The 20,313-nt window shown below is 56.7% G+C and carries 22 protein-coding genes and 1 pseudogene; 7 read left to right on the forward strand and 16 right to left on the reverse strand.

Annotated elements, in window-relative coordinates; genetic code table 11:
• Positions 1-324 carry a flagellar protein FliT gene (locus tag D3871_RS08905; protein WP_119768561.1) on the forward strand — a complete coding sequence of 108 codons (324 nt, stop codon included), beginning with the start codon at positions 1-3 and terminating at the stop codon, positions 322-324.
• Between the two features lie 45 nt (positions 325-369).
• Here D3871_RS08905 and D3871_RS08910 read toward each other — a convergent pair whose 3' ends face one another.
• The 14 genes from D3871_RS08910 to D3871_RS29730 are packed head-to-tail and all read right to left on the reverse strand — an operon-like array spanning position 370 to position 14,559.
• The gene (locus D3871_RS08910) at positions 370-3,393 is read right to left on the reverse strand and encodes a tetratricopeptide repeat protein (RefSeq protein WP_119768562.1); all 3,024 of its coding nucleotides are present in this window, start codon (positions 3,391-3,393) and stop codon (positions 370-372) included.
• 38 nt (positions 3,394-3,431) lie between these two features.
• Positions 3,432-4,631 carry an N-acetyl sugar amidotransferase gene (locus D3871_RS08915; protein WP_199724744.1) on the reverse strand — a complete coding sequence of 400 codons (1,200 nt, stop codon included), beginning with the start codon at positions 4,629-4,631 and terminating at the stop codon, positions 3,432-3,434.
• A 9-nt stretch (positions 4,632-4,640) separates the two neighbouring features.
• Entirely contained in the window at positions 4,641-5,447 is an 807-nt protein-coding gene (gene hisF, locus D3871_RS08920) for an imidazole glycerol phosphate synthase subunit HisF (protein WP_119768563.1), read from the reverse strand.
• Positions 5,444-6,058: an imidazole glycerol phosphate synthase subunit HisH gene (gene hisH / locus D3871_RS08925; RefSeq protein WP_119768564.1), complete on the reverse strand. Its 615-nt coding sequence runs from the start codon at positions 6,056-6,058 to the stop codon at positions 5,444-5,446. Before hisH ends, hisF begins: the two co-directional genes overlap by 4 nt.
• Before the next feature lie 7 nt (positions 6,059-6,065).
• Positions 6,066-7,124, reverse strand: coding sequence for a pseudaminic acid synthase (pseI, locus tag D3871_RS08930; protein WP_119768565.1), 1,059 nt, complete (start codon positions 7,122-7,124; stop codon positions 6,066-6,068).
• On the reverse strand, positions 7,121-8,080 hold the full coding sequence (locus D3871_RS08935; protein ID WP_158597891.1) for an ATP-grasp domain-containing protein: 960 nt from the start codon (positions 8,078-8,080) through the stop codon (positions 7,121-7,123). Before D3871_RS08935 ends, pseI begins: the two co-directional genes overlap by 4 nt.
• Positions 8,077-8,775, reverse strand: coding sequence for a metallophosphoesterase family protein (locus tag D3871_RS08940; protein WP_158597892.1), 699 nt, complete (start codon positions 8,773-8,775; stop codon positions 8,077-8,079). The genes D3871_RS08935 and D3871_RS08940 overlap by 4 nt, the downstream gene beginning before the upstream one ends.
• 16 nt (positions 8,776-8,791) lie before the next feature.
• Positions 8,792-9,679: a class I SAM-dependent methyltransferase gene (locus D3871_RS08945; protein WP_119768568.1), complete on the reverse strand. Its 888-nt coding sequence runs from the start codon at positions 9,677-9,679 to the stop codon at positions 8,792-8,794.
• Positions 9,676-10,776 (reverse strand): UDP-2,4-diacetamido-2,4,6-trideoxy-beta-L-altropyranose hydrolase, encoded by a 1,101-nt coding sequence (gene pseG, locus D3871_RS08950; RefSeq protein WP_119768569.1) that lies wholly within the window; start codon positions 10,774-10,776, stop codon positions 9,676-9,678. The genes D3871_RS08945 and pseG overlap by 4 nt, the downstream gene beginning before the upstream one ends.
• The gene (locus D3871_RS08955) at positions 10,773-11,402 is read right to left on the reverse strand and encodes a pseudaminic acid biosynthesis-associated methylase (RefSeq protein ID WP_119768570.1); all 630 of its coding nucleotides are present in this window, start codon (positions 11,400-11,402) and stop codon (positions 10,773-10,775) included. Before D3871_RS08955 ends, pseG begins: the two co-directional genes overlap by 4 nt.
• 9 nt (positions 11,403-11,411) lie before the next feature.
• Entirely contained in the window at positions 11,412-12,149 is a 738-nt protein-coding gene (locus D3871_RS08960; protein WP_119768571.1) for a cytidylyltransferase domain-containing protein, read from the reverse strand.
• Positions 12,146-13,303, reverse strand: coding sequence for a UDP-4-amino-4,6-dideoxy-N-acetyl-beta-L-altrosamine transaminase (gene pseC, locus D3871_RS08965; protein WP_119768572.1), 1,158 nt, complete (start codon positions 13,301-13,303; stop codon positions 12,146-12,148). Before pseC ends, D3871_RS08960 begins: the two co-directional genes overlap by 4 nt.
• Positions 13,300-14,298: a UDP-N-acetylglucosamine 4,6-dehydratase (inverting) gene (gene pseB, locus D3871_RS08970; RefSeq protein WP_119768573.1), complete on the reverse strand. Its 999-nt coding sequence runs from the start codon at positions 14,296-14,298 to the stop codon at positions 13,300-13,302. The genes pseC and pseB overlap by 4 nt, the downstream gene beginning before the upstream one ends.
• Positions 14,299-14,355: 57 nt before the next feature.
• Positions 14,356-14,559 (reverse strand): hypothetical protein, encoded by a 204-nt coding sequence (locus D3871_RS29730; RefSeq protein ID WP_147376764.1) that lies wholly within the window; start codon positions 14,557-14,559, stop codon positions 14,356-14,358.
• Between D3871_RS29730 and D3871_RS08975 the strand changes: the two genes are divergently transcribed.
• From D3871_RS08975 to D3871_RS09000, 6 genes are all read left to right on the forward strand, one after another.
• Complete coding sequence (locus tag D3871_RS08975) at positions 14,558-14,929, forward strand: flagellar protein FlaG (protein WP_119768574.1); 372 nt, start codon at positions 14,558-14,560, stop codon at positions 14,927-14,929. The two genes, D3871_RS29730 and D3871_RS08975, sit on opposite strands and share 2 nt — an antisense overlap.
• A 289-nt stretch (positions 14,930-15,218) precedes the next feature.
• A complete protein-coding gene (gene fliS, locus D3871_RS08980) occupies positions 15,219-15,719 on the forward strand; it encodes a flagellar export chaperone FliS (RefSeq protein ID WP_119768575.1) in 501 nt (166 codons plus the stop codon).
• A 6-nt stretch (positions 15,720-15,725) separates the two neighbouring features.
• Positions 15,726-16,064 carry a flagellar protein FliT gene (locus D3871_RS08985; RefSeq protein WP_119768576.1) on the forward strand — a complete coding sequence of 113 codons (339 nt, stop codon included), beginning with the start codon at positions 15,726-15,728 and terminating at the stop codon, positions 16,062-16,064.
• Between the two features lie 5 nt (positions 16,065-16,069).
• A complete protein-coding gene (gene fliK, locus D3871_RS08990; RefSeq protein ID WP_233575653.1) occupies positions 16,070-17,197 on the forward strand; it encodes a flagellar hook-length control protein FliK in 1,128 nt (375 codons plus the stop codon).
• Positions 17,190-17,489, forward strand: a complete 300-nt coding sequence (locus D3871_RS08995; protein ID WP_119768578.1) for an EscU/YscU/HrcU family type III secretion system export apparatus switch protein — start codon at positions 17,190-17,192, stop codon at positions 17,487-17,489. Before fliK ends, D3871_RS08995 begins: the two co-directional genes overlap by 8 nt.
• A gap of 25 nt (positions 17,490-17,514) precedes the next feature.
• A complete protein-coding gene (locus tag D3871_RS09000) occupies positions 17,515-18,285 on the forward strand; it encodes a flagellar brake protein (RefSeq protein ID WP_119768579.1) in 771 nt (256 codons plus the stop codon).
• Between the two features lie 127 nt (positions 18,286-18,412).
• Here the strand turns inward: D3871_RS09000 and D3871_RS09005 are convergent.
• Both D3871_RS09005 and dctP read right to left on the reverse strand, forming a co-directional pair.
• A pseudogene (locus tag D3871_RS09005) lies at positions 18,413-18,889 on the reverse strand (NuoB/complex I 20 kDa subunit family protein).
• 314 nt (positions 18,890-19,203) lie between these two features.
• The gene (dctP, locus tag D3871_RS09010; RefSeq protein WP_119768580.1) at positions 19,204-20,301 is read right to left on the reverse strand and encodes a TRAP transporter substrate-binding protein DctP; all 1,098 of its coding nucleotides are present in this window, start codon (positions 20,299-20,301) and stop codon (positions 19,204-19,206) included.
• Positions 20,302-20,313 lie beyond the last annotated feature (12 nt).

Here is a 20,313-nt window from a genome sequence, read left to right on the forward strand (position 1 = left end):
GTGAGTAATTTGCGATTTCTGGAGCGCTACAAGGATATGGAGCGTTTGTCCCGGGATATGCTGAACGCAGCAAGCCAGGCTGACTGGGACACACTCGTCGCGCTCGAGCAGTCACGCACTTCGATTGAGCAGGAATTGAAGCTTGTCGACACGCTGTCTTGGCAAGGCGCGCACGGGCTGCAGAAAAGAATGCTGCTTGAATCAATTCTTGCGATCGATGCCGACACACGCGCCCTTGCCGATAGCGGAATGAAGGGGTTGCAGGCACAATTGGGCAGCATCGACACAGGAAAGAAGCTGAAGAAAACTTACGGTCTGCCGTGAGCTAGCAGGCTCGACAGAGCAGGCCGCTGCCGAATACTTCGAGCTTCAATCAGTGGCCTGCAAAACCGCTTTCTGGCGCCTTTGAATCAAGACGATACGTCTTGCAACTTCGTCGCTCGCAAAGCCAGACGCGTGGACTTCCTCAAGTACCGCCAATCCCTCATCCAGCGTGAAGAAACTTGAAAACGCGCGCAAGCGTTCCCTGCACTCCAGCACCATTGCGACGATCCAATCCGATATGCGCTCACCAGGATCGGTTTGCTCATAATGCGCGTCGAGAGCAAAGCATGGTTCATCCAGCGAACAATGCAAGCCTGACTGGATCAGCGAACAAATCTGATTCAAAAGATTGACAGCCATCTCCCTTCTTCCGGCCTCGATGAGCACACGTGCAAGACTTAGCAGGCGCGGCAGTGTTGCCTTTTCCTGAGCCAATGTAGTGAGGACATTCAAGGCGGCCTGCAGGCAGGCAAAACGTTCTGCGGCAGGTCGATCGGATTTCGCCATTGCAAAGAGATGCAAGCCCATCCAATACACCTCCCATCCGCTCTGGCGTTCCGCTGGGTCAATCCAAGCGGCCATCGAACGAACGGCATAGGAAAAACGTTTTAGAAAATCCTGCCAGTCAGTGCGGTCGATACCCGGAAAGCTGCTTAACGCATTGGCGCTGCGAATCAGCAACCCACGCTGCTCGAGCGCTTCCGCACGTTCTGCTCTGGCTGCGAACAGATTGCGGGAATACTGATCCAGCTCACTGGTGGAAGAGCACGGAATGAGGAGATTGAGGCCGGGCACCAGCCGATACAATCCATATCCGCGGTTGGCAAACCATTCGACGACCGCGACGTCGAATCCGCCGCCCGGCGTAATGCCGAACAGAATCAGCGGCGATTGGACAGAGAAAAACCGCATGCTGGCAGAAAGCATATCCATCGTACTCGTGTCGGCGGCGATCCGGACTATCGATGCATCACGATAACCCTGGCGATCCATCTCGGTATCGAGTGAAATCACACCGGCTGCGATGGACACGCTGAGCGTCTCCTCGAGTTGGTTCTCTGCCCGGGACTTCATCAGCAAGCTGGCATGATCGGCAGTACGGGTCAATGCGAACACTTTTCCGTCGCCCACTTTTTTTGCCAAAGGAATCGCGTATTCACCAAGTCCGGCATCCGTATCCACCACTTGCATGCCCGGACGCGCAACCGCCAGCGCAAAGGCATGCTCTGCCTCCATCCACCCTTGCTGCTCCTTCAATACATAGCTCGCCATATCACCCACGGAACCGCTTACGGCAATCCGCGTGTGGTCGGAGAGTTCGACGTATTCCGCTTGCTCCACACCGCATACCCGTTCTTTCAACACTGCAGCCACGGTAGCCAACTGCGTATCCCAGTCATATTGCGTATGCTGCTGGAACAAGCGTATGGAAGGATGCCACGGCATGCGATCCGAGCATCCAAGGACGTCCCAGTGCCGCCCGAAGGGATCGTAACGATACTGCTCGACGCCAACGGCTCCGCCGATTTCCGAAACGGAAGTGGAGGCACAAATCATGAGGTCGACACTCGCCATAAGCGCCGCCGAATCGTCGATATCGTTGCGCAGGTCAATGTCGGAATACGAGGCGATCTTTATGCCGAACAGTTGTTCAGCCTCCAGCAGTTCTTCGGCGCACTCTCCATACTGAAGGTTCACGAAATGCACGCCGGGGACCGCGAAGATGGCGCCCCATTGCGAAATCTGGCTATAGTACTTATGGCGCTCACCCTTGCGCAGGCCGCTTCGCCAGCAGATACCGACTTTCAAGCCGGGCCCCAGCAAGGCCAGCCGCGAACGCCAATGCTCCACCCGCCCAGCGTCTGGAATCAGGTATTGCGGGCGAGCAGGAAAACTATCAAGTGTAGGCCGGAAAAAGCGCGGGAGGCTGCCCGCAGGAATCTGTACGTCGATCTTTGGAATGTTGACGAGCCAGCCGATCTCGAAGCGCGGCGCGCCGACAACTGTCGCCGTCGGAAAGGTGCGGGTAAACAACGGGGCCAAACGCGGCTCGCATTCGATCACACAATGCTTCGCCCGTGCAATGATGTCCGCGAAACAGGATGCAAACAGGATTTCATCCCCTAAGCCTTGCTCGGCATAGACGAGAATGGTTTTGTTTTCCAGAGAACTGCCGTCCCATTGCGGATAAGGAAAACGCTCCAGGACCTGCCCTACCTTCAAGCGCAGCTCATGGGCCTCCCAGCCGCGATCGAGAATGCCTTGACGCAGGAATAGAAAGGCCTGGTTCCAGCGCGGCGTCGCCTCGTTCGGATCAAGCTCGACCGCCCTCTCGTATTCGGCGAGCGCCTCATCGAAACGTCCAAGCTCCTCCAGTACCGCACCGCGGTTATTGTGTGCGCTATAAAGCGAGGGCTTCATCAGTATCGCGCGGTCGAGACAGGTCAAAGCCTCGTCGAAACGCCCCCAGAATTTGTAAATGCTTCCCAGATGGTCATAGGCGATCGCGACGCCCGGCTTCATTTCCATGCCGCGCAGGAAGCAGTGAACGGATTCCTCGAAACGATCCTTGCCCTTAAGCACCATCCCGAGGTTGTAATAAGCATCCGCCAAATGCGGATTGAGAACGAGCGCTTTTCTTAAATACTGTTCGGCTTCGTCGAGTTCGCCTATGGTTTCCAAAGCGCCGCCGAGGTTGTTATAGGCATCGGCATAGTCGGGCCGCACTGCAAGCGCGCGACGGTAATAGGCGATTGCCTCCTTTTCCTTGAGCATGCCTTTCAGGGTAAGGCCCAGATTGTTCAGGGCCTCCGGATGATTGGGCGCAAGCTGAAGCGACTTCTTCAGATACTTGACCGCATCGTCGAACTTGCCCTGCTGGCTGCACACGGTCCCGAGCAGGTACAGCGTCTCCATGTCTGAAGGGCTCTTTTGCAAAGCGCGCCGATACAACTCCTCGGCAGTTTCCAGGTCCCCCATCTGATGCGTTGTGAACGCCTTGTGAAACAGGAGATCGGCTTTACTGGGAGTATTTCTGCGAAGATGATTCATGGATATCGGGCCGCGCATGCAGCGCAGGTTTCACAAGGTGGATCGAACGTACACGTCTAGCGTCTGAAGTACTTTTGCCAGGATTCTTTCGGCAGGTGTACCGATCCATAGGCCGAGGCCTGGCCCCAGATATTGTCCTTCCACCATTGGCCGTCTTCAATCCACCATACACGCGGGTCACGGAAGCGATCTGCCGTTGCCCAGAATTCGTCTTCGCTCATGCTGACATAGTTGAGCCAGTAATAAAGATCCTGCGAGACGACATGATCATGCTTGCGCACCATCTCGATCCCGCGCGCGCGATCCATGTATCCGGTCCGGATGTCTTTCGATGCATGGTCGGAAGCGCGGCCATAACCGAACTTGATAAACTTCAGCAAATCATGGACGCCGTTCTCGTAGCGATCATCCAGATTGGACATGGTGCGATAAGTCCTTTCAAACGGCCGATCCGCTGCCTTCCAGCCGTATTTTTCCTGCACCATTCGACTATGCTGGTTCGGGTCCCACTTGAAGAAGTTACCGATATACAGGCCGCGCACACCGACCGACAGTATCTCTTCATCCGATGGATATTTCGCCCAGGACAAATCTTTTTCCCTAAGCGGTTCCTGCGGATCGTTGAGCATGTCGTACCATTCATAGCCGCGAAGCGCATGTTCATGGCGCATGCGTGCACTGAATTCGACGAAGTCGTCGGGTTCATACATTCCCGAGATGTCCCATGCCGTCTCGCCCCACATCATGAGGGGAATTTTGAACTTGATCGCGATCTGGATCGGATAGGTCATGATGCCGCAGTGGGCATGCCAGTTCATGTCCCCCATTTTTCGAAAGCACAGGCGATTGAGTTTCTTCAACACCTCGACGCTGGGCCCGAACACCAGATGATCGGCGTCGAACGCATGGCGCATGTGGTCGCGGTTGAAGTCGCCTTCCGGCAGATAATTATTGCCATGATAGGTAACCAGCAAGGGCTTGAGTCCGTATTCGGCAGCCATCATGTGCGTCTGGAAATAGCTGTCCTTGCCCCCGCTGACGGGAATCAGGCAATCATAATCCGACTTGTTTGTCTTGCGGATTTCCTCGATGGTTTTTTCAAACCGCAGGCGGCGCTTTTCCCAGAATTCCGGAGTCAGCTTTTCGAACTCTTCAGCAACGCGGCAGCTTGAGCAAATGCCCTCATCGTCCACCGAAAGATTGACCGCCACAGCGGGATACATGCAGCGGTTGCAGTAGCTCATATGGTCGTGCATCGTGACTCCTCAAATTGCAAGCAGATCCGCGGGCCGTACATTCAGTCCGCGTTCATGCAGGTATTTTTTCGCCAGATAGACACTCTGGTCGCTATAGTGAAAAATATTGGCGGCCGCGACCGCATCGACGTCCGTCTGTTCCAACGCATCCGCAAGGTGTTCCCAGTCACCGACACCACCACATGCAATGACGGGAATCCGTACGCGGCGCGCAACGCGATCCAGCAAATCGAGGTCATAACCGTTTTTCATGCCGTCCCGATCGACCGAATTGACAAGTACTTCCCCTGCTCCCAACTGCTCCACCCTGCCGGCCCAATCTTCGGGTGTATGGTCGGTGACCTGGCTCGTTCCCTTGGTAACCACGCGATAAGCCTCTCCGTCCAGCCTGACGTCGATTGAAACGACAATGCATTGCGAGCCGAATTCGCGTGCCGCCGCTTCGACGAACTGCGGATTGTCGATCGCCGCGGTATTCAGAGAAATCTTGTCCGCGCCGAGCGCAAGCCGCTGCTCGATGTCTTGCAGCGTGCGGATGCGTCCACCGACCGTAATAGGCATGAATGCGACCTTCGACACGTCGTCGATGATATCCAGGATGCTGTGACGGTTTGGATGTCCCAGATCATCGCGCCGCATGTCGTAGGAATTGTCGCGGGTAATGTCGAGATAAATCAGCTCGTCGGATGCCCACTCGCTCAGGCGCTTGACTGCCGACACCGGATTGCCGAGATTCTGGTAACGTTTGAATTGCTTGCTCTGGACCAGCCAGCCGTTACGGAGCAATAGCACCGGAATGAGTCGTTTCTTTTTCATGACAGCGCCAAAAAATTCTTTACCAGGCGAATGCCGGTTCGCTGGCTTTTCTCCGGATGAAACTGCACACCGAACAGGTTTTCCTTACGAACGACGCTGCAGAATCGCTCGCCGTATTCGGTAGTCGCGATCGCATGTTCAGCACATTCGGGTTTGAACGCAAAGCTGTGGACGAAATAGAAATCGGGCGCGTCGCCCAGTCCGTCGGTCAAAGGTGTCGATCCGTGCGATGTGACGTTGTTCCAGCCCACGTGCGGCAACGGCAGCCCGTCGGTAGCCATCTGCTCGACCCGGCCAGGTATCCAGCCCAGACCATCGCATTCGCCGAATTCCCTGCCCTGCGTTGCCATGACTTGCATGCCGACGCAAATTCCGAGGAAGGGTTTCTTCGCACCCATAACAGCTTCTTCCAAAACCTCCATGGGCAAGGTGTCCCGGATCTTGCGCATCGCGGCTGCAAAGGCGCCGACACCGGGCAGCACAATATGCGAAGCGCATGCGATATCGGCGGCCGCATTTGATATGACCACGTCCTCCGCAACGGAGGAAAACAGATTGAATACCGATCGGGTATTGCCCGACCCGTAATCAAGAATGCAGATACGTCCCATCGTCGCCTTATTGCATCATGTCCCATTGAAGCGCTGTACCTTTGCGCAGCGCCCGTTTTGCCTGACGGCCCAATACGGTGTCGATCTGTTTTGGCGGCAGTCCGTTTCCAGGACGGATTGCGCGCACATTTTCCCGCGTAAAGCTCTCGCCGGCCGCCATGTCCTTTACCACATACAACGAGCGGCGGTAAGCCATCGACGACTTTTCCGCTTCGGTAGGACCATACTGCACCCTACCTAATGCCTGCCATGCGCGCTCCGACTCCACCGCAAGCGAGGCCATCTCTTCCGGCTCCAGCGAAAAGCTAGAGTCCACTCCTCCATCCGCGCGTCGCAGCGTGAAATGCTTTTCAATTACCGTGGCGCCGAGCGCCACGCTTCCGACCGCAACACCGACTCCCATGGTATGGTCGGACAAGCCGATTTCGCAACCGAACAATTGCCGCATATGCGGAATGGTCAGGATATGGGTATTTTCGGGACTTGCCGGATAGGTGCTGGTGCACTTCAGCAGGATCAGGTCTTTGCAACCCGCTTCACGCGCTGCACGTACCGTCTCATCCAGTTCGGCAATACTGGCCATGCCTGTGGAGATAATGACCGGCTTGCCAGTCGCAGCGACCCTGCGTATCAATGGAATATCCGTATTTTCGAAAGAAGCTATTTTGTAACAGGGTACCTGCAGTTCTTCCAGAAAGTCGACAGCCGTTTCGTCAAAAGGCGTGCTGAACCCGATGATGCCAAGTTCCCGGCAGCGATCGAAGATAGGACGGTGCCACTCCCAGGGAGTATAGGCTTCCTGATACAGCTTATAGAGCGACTTGCCCTTCCAGAGATTGTCCGGATGCGAAATGAAGAACTCGCCCTCGTCCACATCAATCGTCATGGTGTCGGCGGTGTAGGTCTGTATCTTCAGCGCATGCGCACCCGCTGCTGCGGCGGCTTCCACGATCTGCAGCGCACGCTCCAGTGACTGGTTATGATTGCCTGACATTTCCGCAATGACGAACGGCCGATGACCCAGTCCGACCGCGTGCTTGCCAATCTGAATGGAATGCGATTTCATCCTTGCTGACTCCCTATTGTGCAACAGTTGGCCGGAACGACCACCGCTGCATTTTGAACACGTACTGCAATAGCTCCCGGCACTACCGAGGCCATCTTAAACGGTCGTCCTTCCACGTCGTCGAGCGCCCAAACCGCATCGCTGAAGCCGAGTCGATGCCGCATCAAGGTGGTCGATGAGAATCGCGGATTGATTTCAAAAACCCGCGGCCCCTGGGCTGTGAGACGCAGTTGCACATTGATGCTGCCCTTTACGTCCAGGCCTTCGGCAATCGCCTTGCACATTTCCGCCGTCGCCGCATCATCGATGATCCGTGCCCATCCGGTAAAGCCGCCAACCAGTTTGCGCAGCATTTGCAATGTCGCGACCCTGCCGTCCTGCGCGCGGAATACCGCACAAGTCACTTCACGATCGGCAGGCAGCAGCAGTTCCTGATACACCGCATCAGGGACACGCTTGAGCAGATAGGCGACATCGTCGCTATCCTTGACGACAAAGACCGAGCGCGATCCCGAGCCGGTCCGACTTTTCAAGATACAAGGAAATTGTGGCGGAAGTCCTTCATCCGCCGCCAATGTCCAGGGTACCGGCAAGCCGAGCGACGCAAGGCGCTGTGCGGTAGCCAGTTTATCGAGACCGGCGGCCACGGCTTGCTCGCCGCATGTAAGCCACGTTACGCCGGCAAATCGTTTTCGAGCCAGCACTGCCAGCTCGGGCTCTGAAACCGGCAACACGATATCCACGCCTTCGCGGTCGACCACAGCCTTCAACGCTTCAAGATAACCGGCGTCCGACGCTGCCGGAATCCGATGGAAGGCGTCGACGAACAGTGTGCCGCCATGCTGGTCATGCAAGTCAACGCCGATCAGCCGGTACTCTGGGCGCGCCTCCCGCAAGACTGTCGCCACTCCCTGTGCGATATCGCCGCCTATTGCCGTGATCAGTATGGTTTTCATGTGCGGCATAGTACCTCCGCCAGATAAGGAAGCTCAGGATGTCTGCGCCGGGCTTCCTCAATCAATGGCTGCATATCGTAATACTCGCGCCGCAAGGAAATCTCTCCGCTGACCGAATCCAGCAGGGCCCAGGCCGCGCCGGGTTGGCGGTCCCGAGGCTGTCCCACGGAGCCGGGATTGACGAGAACACGTTTGCCGATTTGTCGCAGCATCGGATAATGCGTATGGCCGGTAATGACAATGTCCCTTGCTTCACCAATGCAGCGCTCGACGATGCCTTGCGGCGCATCCGGATATATATACTCATCCAGATTCCACGGGGCACCATGGCAAAGCAGGATCGCGCATGCATCGATCATCACGTGCATAGGATGTGGCAATTCGCAAAGCCCATCCAGTTGTGCGTCCGACAATTCGTCCAGGGCCACACGAATACCGCTTCCATAACGGGCTTCAATGTCGGCCAGTCGCAAGCTGCTGACACGCGCCTCGGCCAGCATGGCTTCGTGATTTCCTCGCACGATGCATTTATCCCAGGGCTCAAGCAATTCCAGAACGGTGCACGGCGAAAAGTAATACCCAACAAGGTCCCCCGTCACCAACAGCTTCTCGACACCATCGTTGCGCGCGGCGTCAAGCACGGCATGCAGTGCAGCTGCATTGCCGTGAATGTCACCGAGTATCGCAACGCGCATTTCCAGCGGCTTTCTATTATTTTTTACGGAAGAATCCGATGACCTGCCGCCCCAGGCCCATATCGGCCATGGCGCGGTAAAGCGCATTGGTTTTTTCCGGGGAGATACCGTGCAGGAAATTTTCAATGGCGATGCGCTGATGATGGCAAGCCTTTCCGCTAGCCTTGTCTTCGACGAAGTTGGTACGCGGATTGAACAATGAAAGATCAATGGCGTGGTCCGCCATCAGGTCCTCGCAGCGCAATCCGGCTTCATCACAAAGGGCAAGCAATCCATCCTTGTTGAAATAGGAAATATGCTCGAATGGCGCAATCCAGTAGCTTTGGGAAATGATGCCTTTGTCCAGAAGGTGATGCTGCACGGCCGAACAATCGTTTGGCACCTCGATCATAAGGACGCCCTCGGGTGCAAGAAGCTTATGTATGTCACTTAAAATCGCAAGCGGATCGAGCACATGCTCCAGCACGTTGTCGAGCCAGATGCATTCATACTGCATGCCCTTCTCTACCAGGATTTTCAGGTTGTGATGTACGTCGCCGGTCGTCACCCGATCCAGACATCCCGGATTCTGGTGACGGCAGCCGAACTCGCTGTAGTCCAGCCCCTGAATCGTCCAAGCTTTCTCGGCAAAATACTTCAGGCTCCAGCCTTCGCCGCAACCAACATCGAGAAAACGCTGCCCTACGGTATCGGCGCCCGCACGCAGGCTTTCCAGTACAAGATATTTTTGTGCGATCTTGTTTTCGATGAATGCCTGCTCTTCGGCCGAATACACCTGCTCATATCCGGTGTCCGGCGTATCCTGATAATAGGTCTGCGCATACCATTGTTCGAGCGCCTCCGGCGTCGGTTTCTCTTTCAGTTCGTGAAAGCCGAACCGGTTCAGTTGAAGCAAGTCGTTCATGTGTTCACCTCGATTAACCGAAGGTCATTAAGCATAGCGAAAAGACGGGCCGCGATAGCATCGGCCGCTGAAGCATCGACGGGGCGGTCATCGGCAACTCCCATCACACGCAACGCGGCTCGGCTCTTCCCGCACACGGCGTCCGAATCGCTCAGGATTTCATCCAGCGCGCACGCTATTGCGTCGGCGGTCACTGTGTCAGCGGTTCCGAGATTCCATACGGCGCCGATATCCGCCAATGCGCGCGTCGTTTCTGCCTGGTTGTCGGCCACAATGATGGTGAGTGCGGGAAGCCCCAGATAGCAGCGCTCCCAGGTCGATGCGCCGCCGGCTCCGATGGCGAGGTCCGCACGCGTCATCAGCGTCGCAATATTCGCTATCTGGCAATGAAAAGCCGCATTTGGAATTTGCGCACACAAGGCTTCGATCCGATCCCGGTTCGGATTCGCATTCCCCACCACGACGTCCAGATGCAGGTCGGCGCGGTCCAGCTTGCGAATGGCGCAGAGTGCTTTTTCAGTTTCGTTCGTAGGATCGCTTCCGCCGAAAAAAATGAAGATTTGCGATATGGCACCGTCACGCTTCTTCCGATATCTCGCCGCGTCGTTGAACTCAGGCCGTAACAATGCATGACGCGGACCGAGTAGCTGAGTGCCATGGGGGGGAACAAGTGCCCGATAACGCAGTTCCGCATCAGGATAGAAGTTTTGATCCAGCAACAGATCGCAATCATGCCGGCGATTTGCAAGGTCATCGATCACCATAATCCGTCCTACACTGGGTCGAATTGCGGATTCCCAGCGCGCGTCGAGCGCGTAATGATCGACGATCAGCCAGTCCGGCGCCGTTGGCTCGCTGGCGAGCAATGCCTTCATATGCGCGGCGTCCTCTTCCCACACCAGGTTTTCAATGCCCGCTAATGTATGCACAGCGTAGCCCTTGCTGGAAATATAGGCGTTCAGATTCCCTGGCAGGTCACGGCAGGCGAAGACGACGCGGGCACCTGCGGCGCGCAATGCGTCTGCAAGCGTCAGGCAACGCATGACATGGCCGGTGCCAATCGCGGTCGAAGAGTCGGTGCGGATGCCGATGTTCATGCGGCAGGCTTCTCCAGCAGAAACCAGGTAATGTCGTCTTGCGCGAACTGGTTATCTCTCCGGTAGCAGAACGCGTAATCCACCAGCCGCAGCTCCGGGAAGCGGTCGAGCATCTCTCCCGCGAAATCCCGCTTGAACAGACGCCCGGCATTGCCGCGGTAAAGTACCTCGACAGGTGCAGGATTGTAGTATTCAGCGATGCAGATATATCGTCCGGCCGTCTGATACAGCAGGTCATACACTTGTGCGAGGCTGTCCGGGTTTATGTGAATCAGCACGCCCTTGATCAACACCAGATCGCGCTTAACATCCGGTTGAAAATCAAGAATCGACTGCGGATAAACCTTGATGCCGCCCTGTTGCTCCAACACGCTGGCCGCCTTGGCATTGATTTCAATGGCCGACAAGTCTATGCCCGGCGCCAGCAGGCGCAATGCGGCAAGGTTCATCCCGATGTTTGCGCCGAACTCGATCGCGGATCCGACATTACGGGTCCTCTCAAGAATCCGGCTGAACAGCGCCAGGTTACCCGCCAGCATTGCTGCTCCCTGATTACGCTCGATGTACTGATCGCCAAAATTACCGGCCCAGAACGCTTCCTGCTCGGTTTTATATTCGGATGCCATTGCGGTTCCTTATTCGCCTAATTTCTTCTGCACCACATGGGCATTGATGAGTGCCCAATGGGGATTTTCATTCAGTTTTTCCGCGATATCTTCAAGTCCGAATTCAGGGTTGCCAGGATAGAGCGCCTCGATGATAAGACGTATCAATTCGAAATCCTCGGCCGTATCCACGGTCCAGCGATGGCCGCTTAAATCCCTTGGATAGGCAAGCTGACCTATGCCGTAACGCTCCGGCCGCAAGTAGATGAAAGGTGTCACATGTTCGCGCTCCGGTTCGGCCGATGCCTCCCGATAGGCCTCTTCCAGCACCCGGAAGGAAAATACCTCCACCGACATCCCGTTCGGATAGGTCTTGGAAAACGCGTTTGTCACATAATCGAATCGACCGGCATTGTCGGCATGGTAGCGGATCGCCTGATCGATGATGGCCGGATCGATGACGGGGCAATCGGAGGTGATCCTTACCACCACGTCGGCCCCGTGCGCTTTCGCAGATTCATAGTAGCGGGCGAGCACATCTTGCTCGGATCCGCGTGTAACCGCAACACCAAGACGGTCGCAAAGTTCCACGATCGGTACATCGGAATCATTGGTAGTCGTGGCAATCACAATAACGCTGGCGGCGTTAACACGTTTCAATCTCTCGATCAGGTATTCGAGCAAAGGCTTGCCCAGCACCTCTTTCAATACCTTGCCAGGAAGCCTTGTCGACGTCATCCGTGCCTGTACGATGATCGCGACCCTCATGCCAGCACCCCGTAAAGTGCATCGATAACCTGATCCTGCATATCTTCGGACATGCCGTAGAACATTGGCAGGCTGATCGCTTCGCGATAGTACTGTTCCGCCGCAGGAAAGTCTCCCTGCGCGAATCCGAATCTGCGGTAGTACGGCTGCGTGTGGACAGGTATGTAATGGAGATTTACGCCGATACCTCGCGCGCGCAACTCTTCAAACACCTCACGATGGGCCTTTGCGCATTCCTGCACATGCAGCCGCACTACGTAAAGGTGCCACGCGGATGAAGCATCCGGCGCACACCAGGGCAAGGTCAGAGGCAGTGAGGACAGCGCGGCGTCGTAGCGCCGTGCAAGCAAGCGCCGCCGCTCGACGAACTGGTCTAACCGCTGCAACTGACTGCTTCCGAGCGCGGCTTGGATGTCGGTCATGCGGTAATTGAATCCGAGTTCACTCTGCTGGTAATACCAAGGCCCGTCAGGTGCGCGATCCATCCGGCGGGCATCGCGCGTGATGCCATGTGAGCGCAGGCAAATCAGTCTTTCGTAGAGATCCGTCCGGTTCGTCAATACCATGCCGCCCTCGCCCGTCGTTACGATTTTGACAGGATGGAAGCTGAATACAGTCATATCGGAAAACCGGCACGAACCGACCGGAGCGCCGAGGTAGCTTCCGCCGACCGCATGGGATGCATCCTCGATCACCGAGAACCCGAAACGAGCGCTGAGTTCGGCGATACGTTCCATGTGGCAGGACTGGCCCGCGAAATGCACGGGGATCACAAGTTTCGGCGTTTTGCCCTGTTGTTCGGCGCGCACCAGCTTTTCTTCGAGGGCAGTGACGTCGAGGTTGTATGTCCGCGGGTCGATGTCGACAAAATCCGGGCTTGCCCCGCAATACAGGCCGCAATTCGCTGATGCGACAAAGGTGTTGGGCGAGGTCAAAAAGACGTCGCCCTGCCCGAGTCCGGCCGCCAGACAGGCAAGATGCAGAGCCGAGGTCGCATTGGTGACCGCGACGGCATATTTAACGCCGCAGTACCGCGCCACGTCTTGTTCGAATCGCTCAACAGCAGGGCCTTGCGTCAGAAAATCCGAGCGCAAGACGTCAACGACGGTCTGGATGTCCTCCTCGCTGATGTCCTGACGGCCGTAGGGAATCATGGCTCGAAAGTCGCCTCAAGCGCCTGAAGTTCTGCGATGCTAAGAAACTCCGGGTTCATCCCTGAACTGTATTCGAAGCCTTCGCCAACAGAGTTGCCGATTTCGCCAAGCCGGTTGACTTTGTAATCCGACTGCACCGCAAAGGTAATTGCCGGACAGATTACATAGTGATCCTTGAACTCCAGCGTCTGATGCGCGTTGTCCGCCGGGCACATGGTCTCGTGCAGCTTTTCCCCAGGACGAATGCCGATCATTTTAGTAGGCAACTCAGGCGCCATCGCCGCAGCCAGATCCGTAATCCGCGACGAAGGAATCTTGGGCACATAGATTTCTCCGCCATGCATGCGCTCGAAACTCTTGAACACCAGATCGACTCCATCCTGCAAGGTGATCCAGAACCGCGTCATGCGCGGATCGGTGATCGGCAACTCCTTGACGCCTTCGTCGATCAGCTTGCGGAAAAACGGCACGACGGATCCGCGCGAGCCGACCACGTTACCGTAGCGGACCACCGCGAAGCGTGTCTTGTGCCCGCCCGCGATATTGTTCCCCGCCACAAACAGCTTGTCGGACACCAGCTTGGTTGCCCCATACAGATTGATCGGGTTGGCCGCCTTGTCCGTCGACAGCGCAATGACCTTTTCGACATCGTTTTCCAGGGCCGCATTGATGACGTTCTCGGCACCGTGGATATTGGTCTTGATGCATTCCATCGGATTGTATTCGGCTGCCGGAACCTGCTTGAGCGCCGCCGCGTGCACCACGAAATCGACCCCGCGCATTGCTTGGCGCAAGCGCTGCCCGTCGCGCACATCGCCCAGGAAGTAACGCATCGCCGGGTCGTTGAACACCTGCTGCATCTCGAATTGCTTGAGTTCGTCGCGTGAAAAGACGATAACGCGGCGCGGCTTGTATCGGGCAAGAATAGTCTTGATGAACTTCTTGCCGAACGAGCCGGTACCGCCGGTAATGAGTATGGATTTATCGTCAAACATGGAATCACTCACGGACGTTGTAGAGACTATCGGAAGATTACCGCGCGTCTTGAGCGATCAATCTGCAATGAAACGTTGAAAAAGGGCAACTGTTCTCGAAATTGGCTTTTTATACAAATAAATGTTGTCGAAGCCTAAATTCTTTTCACATGCAGCCGTTAATAGTTGCAGGCGCCAAATGGGTTTTCCATACGGCAATTCAGGTATTAGTTTATTTTCCCGGGCAAAAGTTCGGGCTTTCTCTGCAATGGAGGACATCATGGACATTAGCGTGATCGGCAATAACAGCCCACCCGGGGCGGCGCGCAGTGAAGGCATCTCTGCCGCCGAGACCCTGCTGGCGGCACGGAGTGCCGCCGCCACGGTGCAGACCGCGGCGGCGGTTGAGCAACCGGCAACGGTTCCCAGCCTTGGGCAAGTATCGCAAGCGCTCAAAAGTATCAACAAGGCACTCGAAGAGCGCTCGCAAAGCCTTGAATTTGCGCTGGATGAGGACACTGACCGCACCGTGGTCAAGGTGCTGGACCGCCAAACCAAGGAAGTGATCCGGCAAATGCCGACTGAGGAAGCGCTGCGTATTTCCAAGACGCTCGATCAGTCGCATGGCTTGCTAATTCGGCAAAAAGCCTGAAGCGTTGCAGAGTAAGCGTATAAATTGCCCTCTAAAGTTCGATTTGGCAAAGCCGATAAATGGCTATGCTTATCAGCTGAAATCACTGGTGATGGTTTTGTAGGCAAGCCGGGGCGGTCGTAAATCGCCGTCGGCGTGTGCCCGGTCCGTGAAATCGGCAGTTGGCGAGCGTGCGAAAGTATCAAGTCTGTAAAGTCTGATGCATCAAGCGCCTCGCCTCCCTGCCCCGGCACTGGTAACAGGTACATGATGAAGCAGCAAGCTGTTGAAGCCGGTAAAGGGGATATACATGTTTGGATCAACGCGGAGCGGCGCAAACGCTTATGCGACAGTCGGGGTCGAGACCGGCGTGGCGGCGGCTAGCCCGCACAAACTCATCGTGATGCTGTTCGAAGGCGCGATGGTCGCCGTCGCTTCGGCGCAGCATCACATGCAGACGGGCGATATTGCCGCCAAGGGCAAGGCGATTTCACATGCGATCTCCATTATCGATAACGGTTTGCGCGCCAGCCTCGACAAAAAGGTGGGTGGCGAGATCGCCCTGAACCTCGATGCGCTGTATGAATACATGAGCAACCGGCTGTTGACGGCCAATCTGAAGAACCAACCGCAGACGCTGGACGAGATTTACCAACTCCTGAAGGGCCTGAAGGGCGCCTGGGATGCCATATCGCCGGCATCCGGCGCTTCCGCTGAAGCGGCGGCCCAACCCGCAGCGGCGCCAGCGCCGGGACAGGCGCAAGCCTATGACCCGCTCGCACCGCAACCATCGAGACTGATGAAGGCGTGATCAACCATGGATAACCAGGAAGTCATCGCGTTGTACGAAACCGTCGCGGATATCACCGACCAGATGCTGGCCGCAGCCCGTGTCGGCGACTGGGAAAGACTGGCAGCGCTGGAATCGCGCTGTTCCAGCCAGGTCGAGATGCTGAAAAAATCCGAAGAGCCGCGCCAGCCGCTCTCTCCACTTGCGCGCGAAACGAAAACCAGGATCATCAAAAAGATCCTGGATGACGATCGCCAGATCCGCGACCTTACGGAACCCTGGATGGCCCGCCTGTCGGCCATCATGAAAAATGCCGGCGGTGATCGTAAACTTCCCCAGACGTACGGGGTCAAGCAAACCAATTGACGGCCATGCTGCCGCGGGCCGACCTCAATTCACCGCGGCCGCTGGCCACGCTTGAAGCCGCTTCTCCGGTTACATCGGCAACCGACGCACGCCAGGAAGTCTTTCGGCGACTGACACAGATTGCTATCGGACGGGAATTGCAGGCAACCGTCGAATCCATGCTGGATGACGGCAGCTTTGTCGTGAGAGTGGCCGACACTGCGGCGCGCATGGCGCTCCCGGTGGGGTCGAAAGTCGGCGACATGTTCAACATGGTATTCGTGGCGCGCGAGCCGCGTCCAACTTTTCTGCTGACCCAGCAAGGCGGCAGCGCCCCCGCCACACTCAGTTCGACCGGCCGTCTGATCGGCCAGCTATTGCAATCCGCACAACAACAAGGCGCTTCGCCTGCTGTGAACGCGCACGCCCCCTTGCTGCCGGCCCCGGCCATCGACCCGAAACAACTTGCAACGGCGATGCAGGACGGTCTGTCGACCAGCGGTCTGTTCTACGAATCGCATCTGCATGAATGGATCAGCGGTAGCCGCAGTCTGTCCGATCTTGCGCGCGAACCGCAGTCGAACATGACCTCACCCGGTCAATCGAAGGCAGCCGCGTCTCCATCGGAAGGAGACCGCCTGGACTTGTCGCGCCTGGCGAACGACTTACGCGAGTTGAGCGAAGGGGCCGGCAAACTGACAACACTCATTCGCGACGCACAGGTGCAATCCGGCGCCAACACGGACGCCGACGTGCTCGCACGTGCGCAAGCCCCCTTGCCCACCATCGAACCTGAGGCTGCCCGCATCATTCATTCGCAGCTCAACACTCTGGAAAATCACCAGATTCGCTGGCAGGGCGAACTGTGGCCCGGGCAGCAGATGGAATGGGAAATCAACGAAGACACCCCCGAGCGCAGCGGCGGCGAAGCAGCGGAACAATCAGTATGGAGCAGCGCGGTACGTTTTGAATTGCCTCATCTGGGTGGCGTGTCGGCCAGCATCCGTCTGGTCGGGGATCGCGTGCATGTGCAGGTCCATGCAGGCAGCGATAGCGTGGCCGGCATGTTGCACGAGTACCGTAGCCTGCTGGCCGACCGGTTGGATGCGGCGGGCTCGCCACTGGATTCCTTTCTGGTCAAGCGTGATGAATAGGCCCCCGCCCACGCAAAATGCGGTCGCCCTCGCCTATCAGACCGGCGATACCGCTCCCACCGTCGTGGCCAAAGGCCGCGGCTTGATCGCCGAGCAGATCATCAGCCGTGCCCGCGAGCACGGGGTCTTTGTACATGAGTCGAAGGAAATGGTTGCGCTGCTGATGCAAGTCGATCTGGATCGACATATTCCACCCGCCTTGTACAGAGTTGTGGCGGAATTGCTTGCATGGCTTTACCATATCGACGCAATCAAGCACACTGGTGAAAAGGGCCCCAAGCCTCGCCCCTAAACAGACAGCAGACAAGTAAAAATACATGGTACTCAATTCGAAGTTCGGAACGGAAGATGTCAGTCCGTATCAAGTACATTCCCGCCGCGAAATCGTGGGATTGCTGCGCGCAATGAGCGAGCGCAATCAGCTCGTCAGCATGCAGGCTGACGGTGGCGCCGAGGCTGTTGTGACTTCCGTGCTGGAGGTGGATGAAGACAATGGCATGGTGGTGATCGACCGTGCGCCGAGCAATCTGGTCAACCAGCGTATCCTGGACAGCGACAATGTCTCGTTCGAGACCGTGCTCGACAATATCCGTATCTTCTTCTTTGCCGAAAGGGTAAAGGAATGCCTGTATGACAATTTACCGGCCTTGTATATCGGTTTGCCGACCAATATGGTCCGCTTGCAGCGCCGCGAGCACTACCGAGTTCCCACTCCGGTTGCCACACCGTTGCGCTGCACTATCCGCATACCGGCGGACGAAGAAGCGGGCGTAGCAGCCGCGACCGTCGTCGTCACCTTGAAAGACATCAGCGGCGGCGGCATCGCCGTCATCGATGAAAAAAAGCTGCTCGACAATACCATCGGCCGTATTTACAAGGATTGCCGCCTTGAACTGCCCGGCGGAAGCCCGGTCCTGGTAGACCTGCAGATCCGCAATTCGAATGACCTGTCGCTAACGAGCGGCAAATCAATTCGCAAGATGGGCTGCATGTTCGTGAAGCCTGGACCGCCGATGCTGGCTGCAGTGCAGCGCTACATCACCAAGCTCGAACGCGAGCGCAATGCGCGGGCTACCGGACTGGGCTGATAGACTTCGATTAGCGAGAACATTCAGTTGACGAGAGAATGTTCCGCTCGTGCTCTTTAGCCTTGTCGGTCGATGTCGTGATTCCGAATCTCGATATGTCTGCAGAGATAAGAACAGTCAGAATACCTCAGCGTCGCATGACCTTATTGCGCGATATTTTTCGCTGCAGCTGCATGATGCCGTAAATGAGCGCTTCTGCCGTCGGCGGGCAACCGGGCACATACACATCCACCGGAATAATGCGGTCGCATCGTCACACCACGGAATACGCGTAGTGGTAATACCCACCGCCGTTCGCACACGACCCCATCGAGATCACATACTTGGGCTCGGGCATCTGATCATAGACCTTGCGTAGCGCAACCGCCATCTTGTTGGGCAGCGTGGCGGCGACAATTATCAGGTCCGCCTGCCGGGGACTGACGCGGGGCATCATGCCGAATCGATCCATGTCGTAACGGGACGCGGCAGCCTGCATTATTTCGACGGCGCAGCAGGCCAGCCCGAACGAGAGATACCACAGGCTGTTGCTGAGGCCACGGGCCCACAAGTCTTCTATGCTGGTGAGAATATAACCGTGGCTTTCACGTGAGGTGGCTTCCATATCGTCCTTCCTAGAGAAAGGAAGACATTAAATGACAGCTTGCGCAGCTCTGCCAGAAGTTGCTTCTGTTCGCGGGTGCAATCGTCAAGGTTTATGGGAGAAATGCGAGGTTCAAGCACTTTCCAGTCGCCTTCCGGAAGGCCGTCGCGAATGTTCATTGCCTGTTTCTTTCTAAGTTGATGCATAGGGTCAAGCACGACGCAACGCACATCCGCCTTCTTTCATGGCAGTACAGTCTGGCAGGTGGATTATTACTGCGCGATGCAGTACCGTATTGCCTTGACCTTCGCTACTTGTTGACCTAAGTGCTAGTGTCACTTCAGCTTGGAGAAAATTTCGCTCCACAACGCCTCTTCGTACGCCTTGCGGTCACCCTTGGTTTCCGCAACGATCTTTTCCCACTTCGCGAGCTTCTCGAGATATGTTTTAACCAGGACGTCCGCGCGCTCCACCCCCTGTTTCTTGTAGCTGCTGACGATGCGCTCGATCTCGGCACTACGGAACGCCGCCACTTTGTCGGAGTAGCCGCGCACGGGGCTGAACTTCACCCCCTTGCTTTCGGCAAACCGTCGTGCCTCCTGGCCGTCGGCGACGCTGTTTGCCGTGGCCTCGGCCACCAGGAATGGCAGGTTCCGGGAGATCACCTGCTTCTGTTCAGCACTCAGTTTCTTCCAGAGTTCGGTACTGGCGACAAACGGCATGCGGCCGGCGAAGTCATGGCCGGTAGGCTGTTCGACGACAAACTTTGCCACATCGGCGAGGCCATACTGCTTCAGCCAATCAACACCAGCGATAGCGCCCTCGATCTGGCCGCGTTGCATCGCCTCGAATATCTCCGACGGCGCGGTCGCGGCGGGATTCGCCCCAAGCTGCTGAATGAATACCTGTGACGGGCCGATGCCCCGGATGAGCTTGCCCTTGAGTTCACCGATGTCATTGATCGGATTCCGGAGGATGGTGTAGAAAGGTGCGCTACCGGAAAACGAGAGTCCCTTGATCTTGTAACGCGATAGTTCGGCGTCGCACTCGGGGCAGTTCAACAGCACCATCTCGTTCATCGCGGCTGCGCCTGACCAGGGATCGAGCGGCTGAGGGCCGAGCTGGAGGAACAGACTCAGGGTCTTCAGCTCACTGAAGAAGAAGGCAGGAAACAGTTGGCCCGCATCCACGAGGCCGTCCTTGATGCTGCCCAGCGTGCTGCGGTAGTTGACGACCTGGCCGTCGAAGCTGGCGTCGAACTTCAATTGTCCGTTGGTCTGCGTTTCCACCCGCTTGAAGAACTGGACGTTGGCGCGCGAGTTCGCCTCGTTGGTTGGCATCGCGCCACCGAAGGCAATCTTGGTCTGGGCTGTAGCCGTGCCGGCTGCGACCAGTGCAGCAGTGATGAGAAGCGATTTGATGATCCGATGCATGAGATGTCTCCT

The organism is Noviherbaspirillum saxi (assembly GCF_003591035.1).
In the GTDB taxonomy this organism is placed as follows: domain Bacteria; phylum Pseudomonadota; class Gammaproteobacteria; order Burkholderiales; family Burkholderiaceae_D; genus Noviherbaspirillum; species Noviherbaspirillum saxi.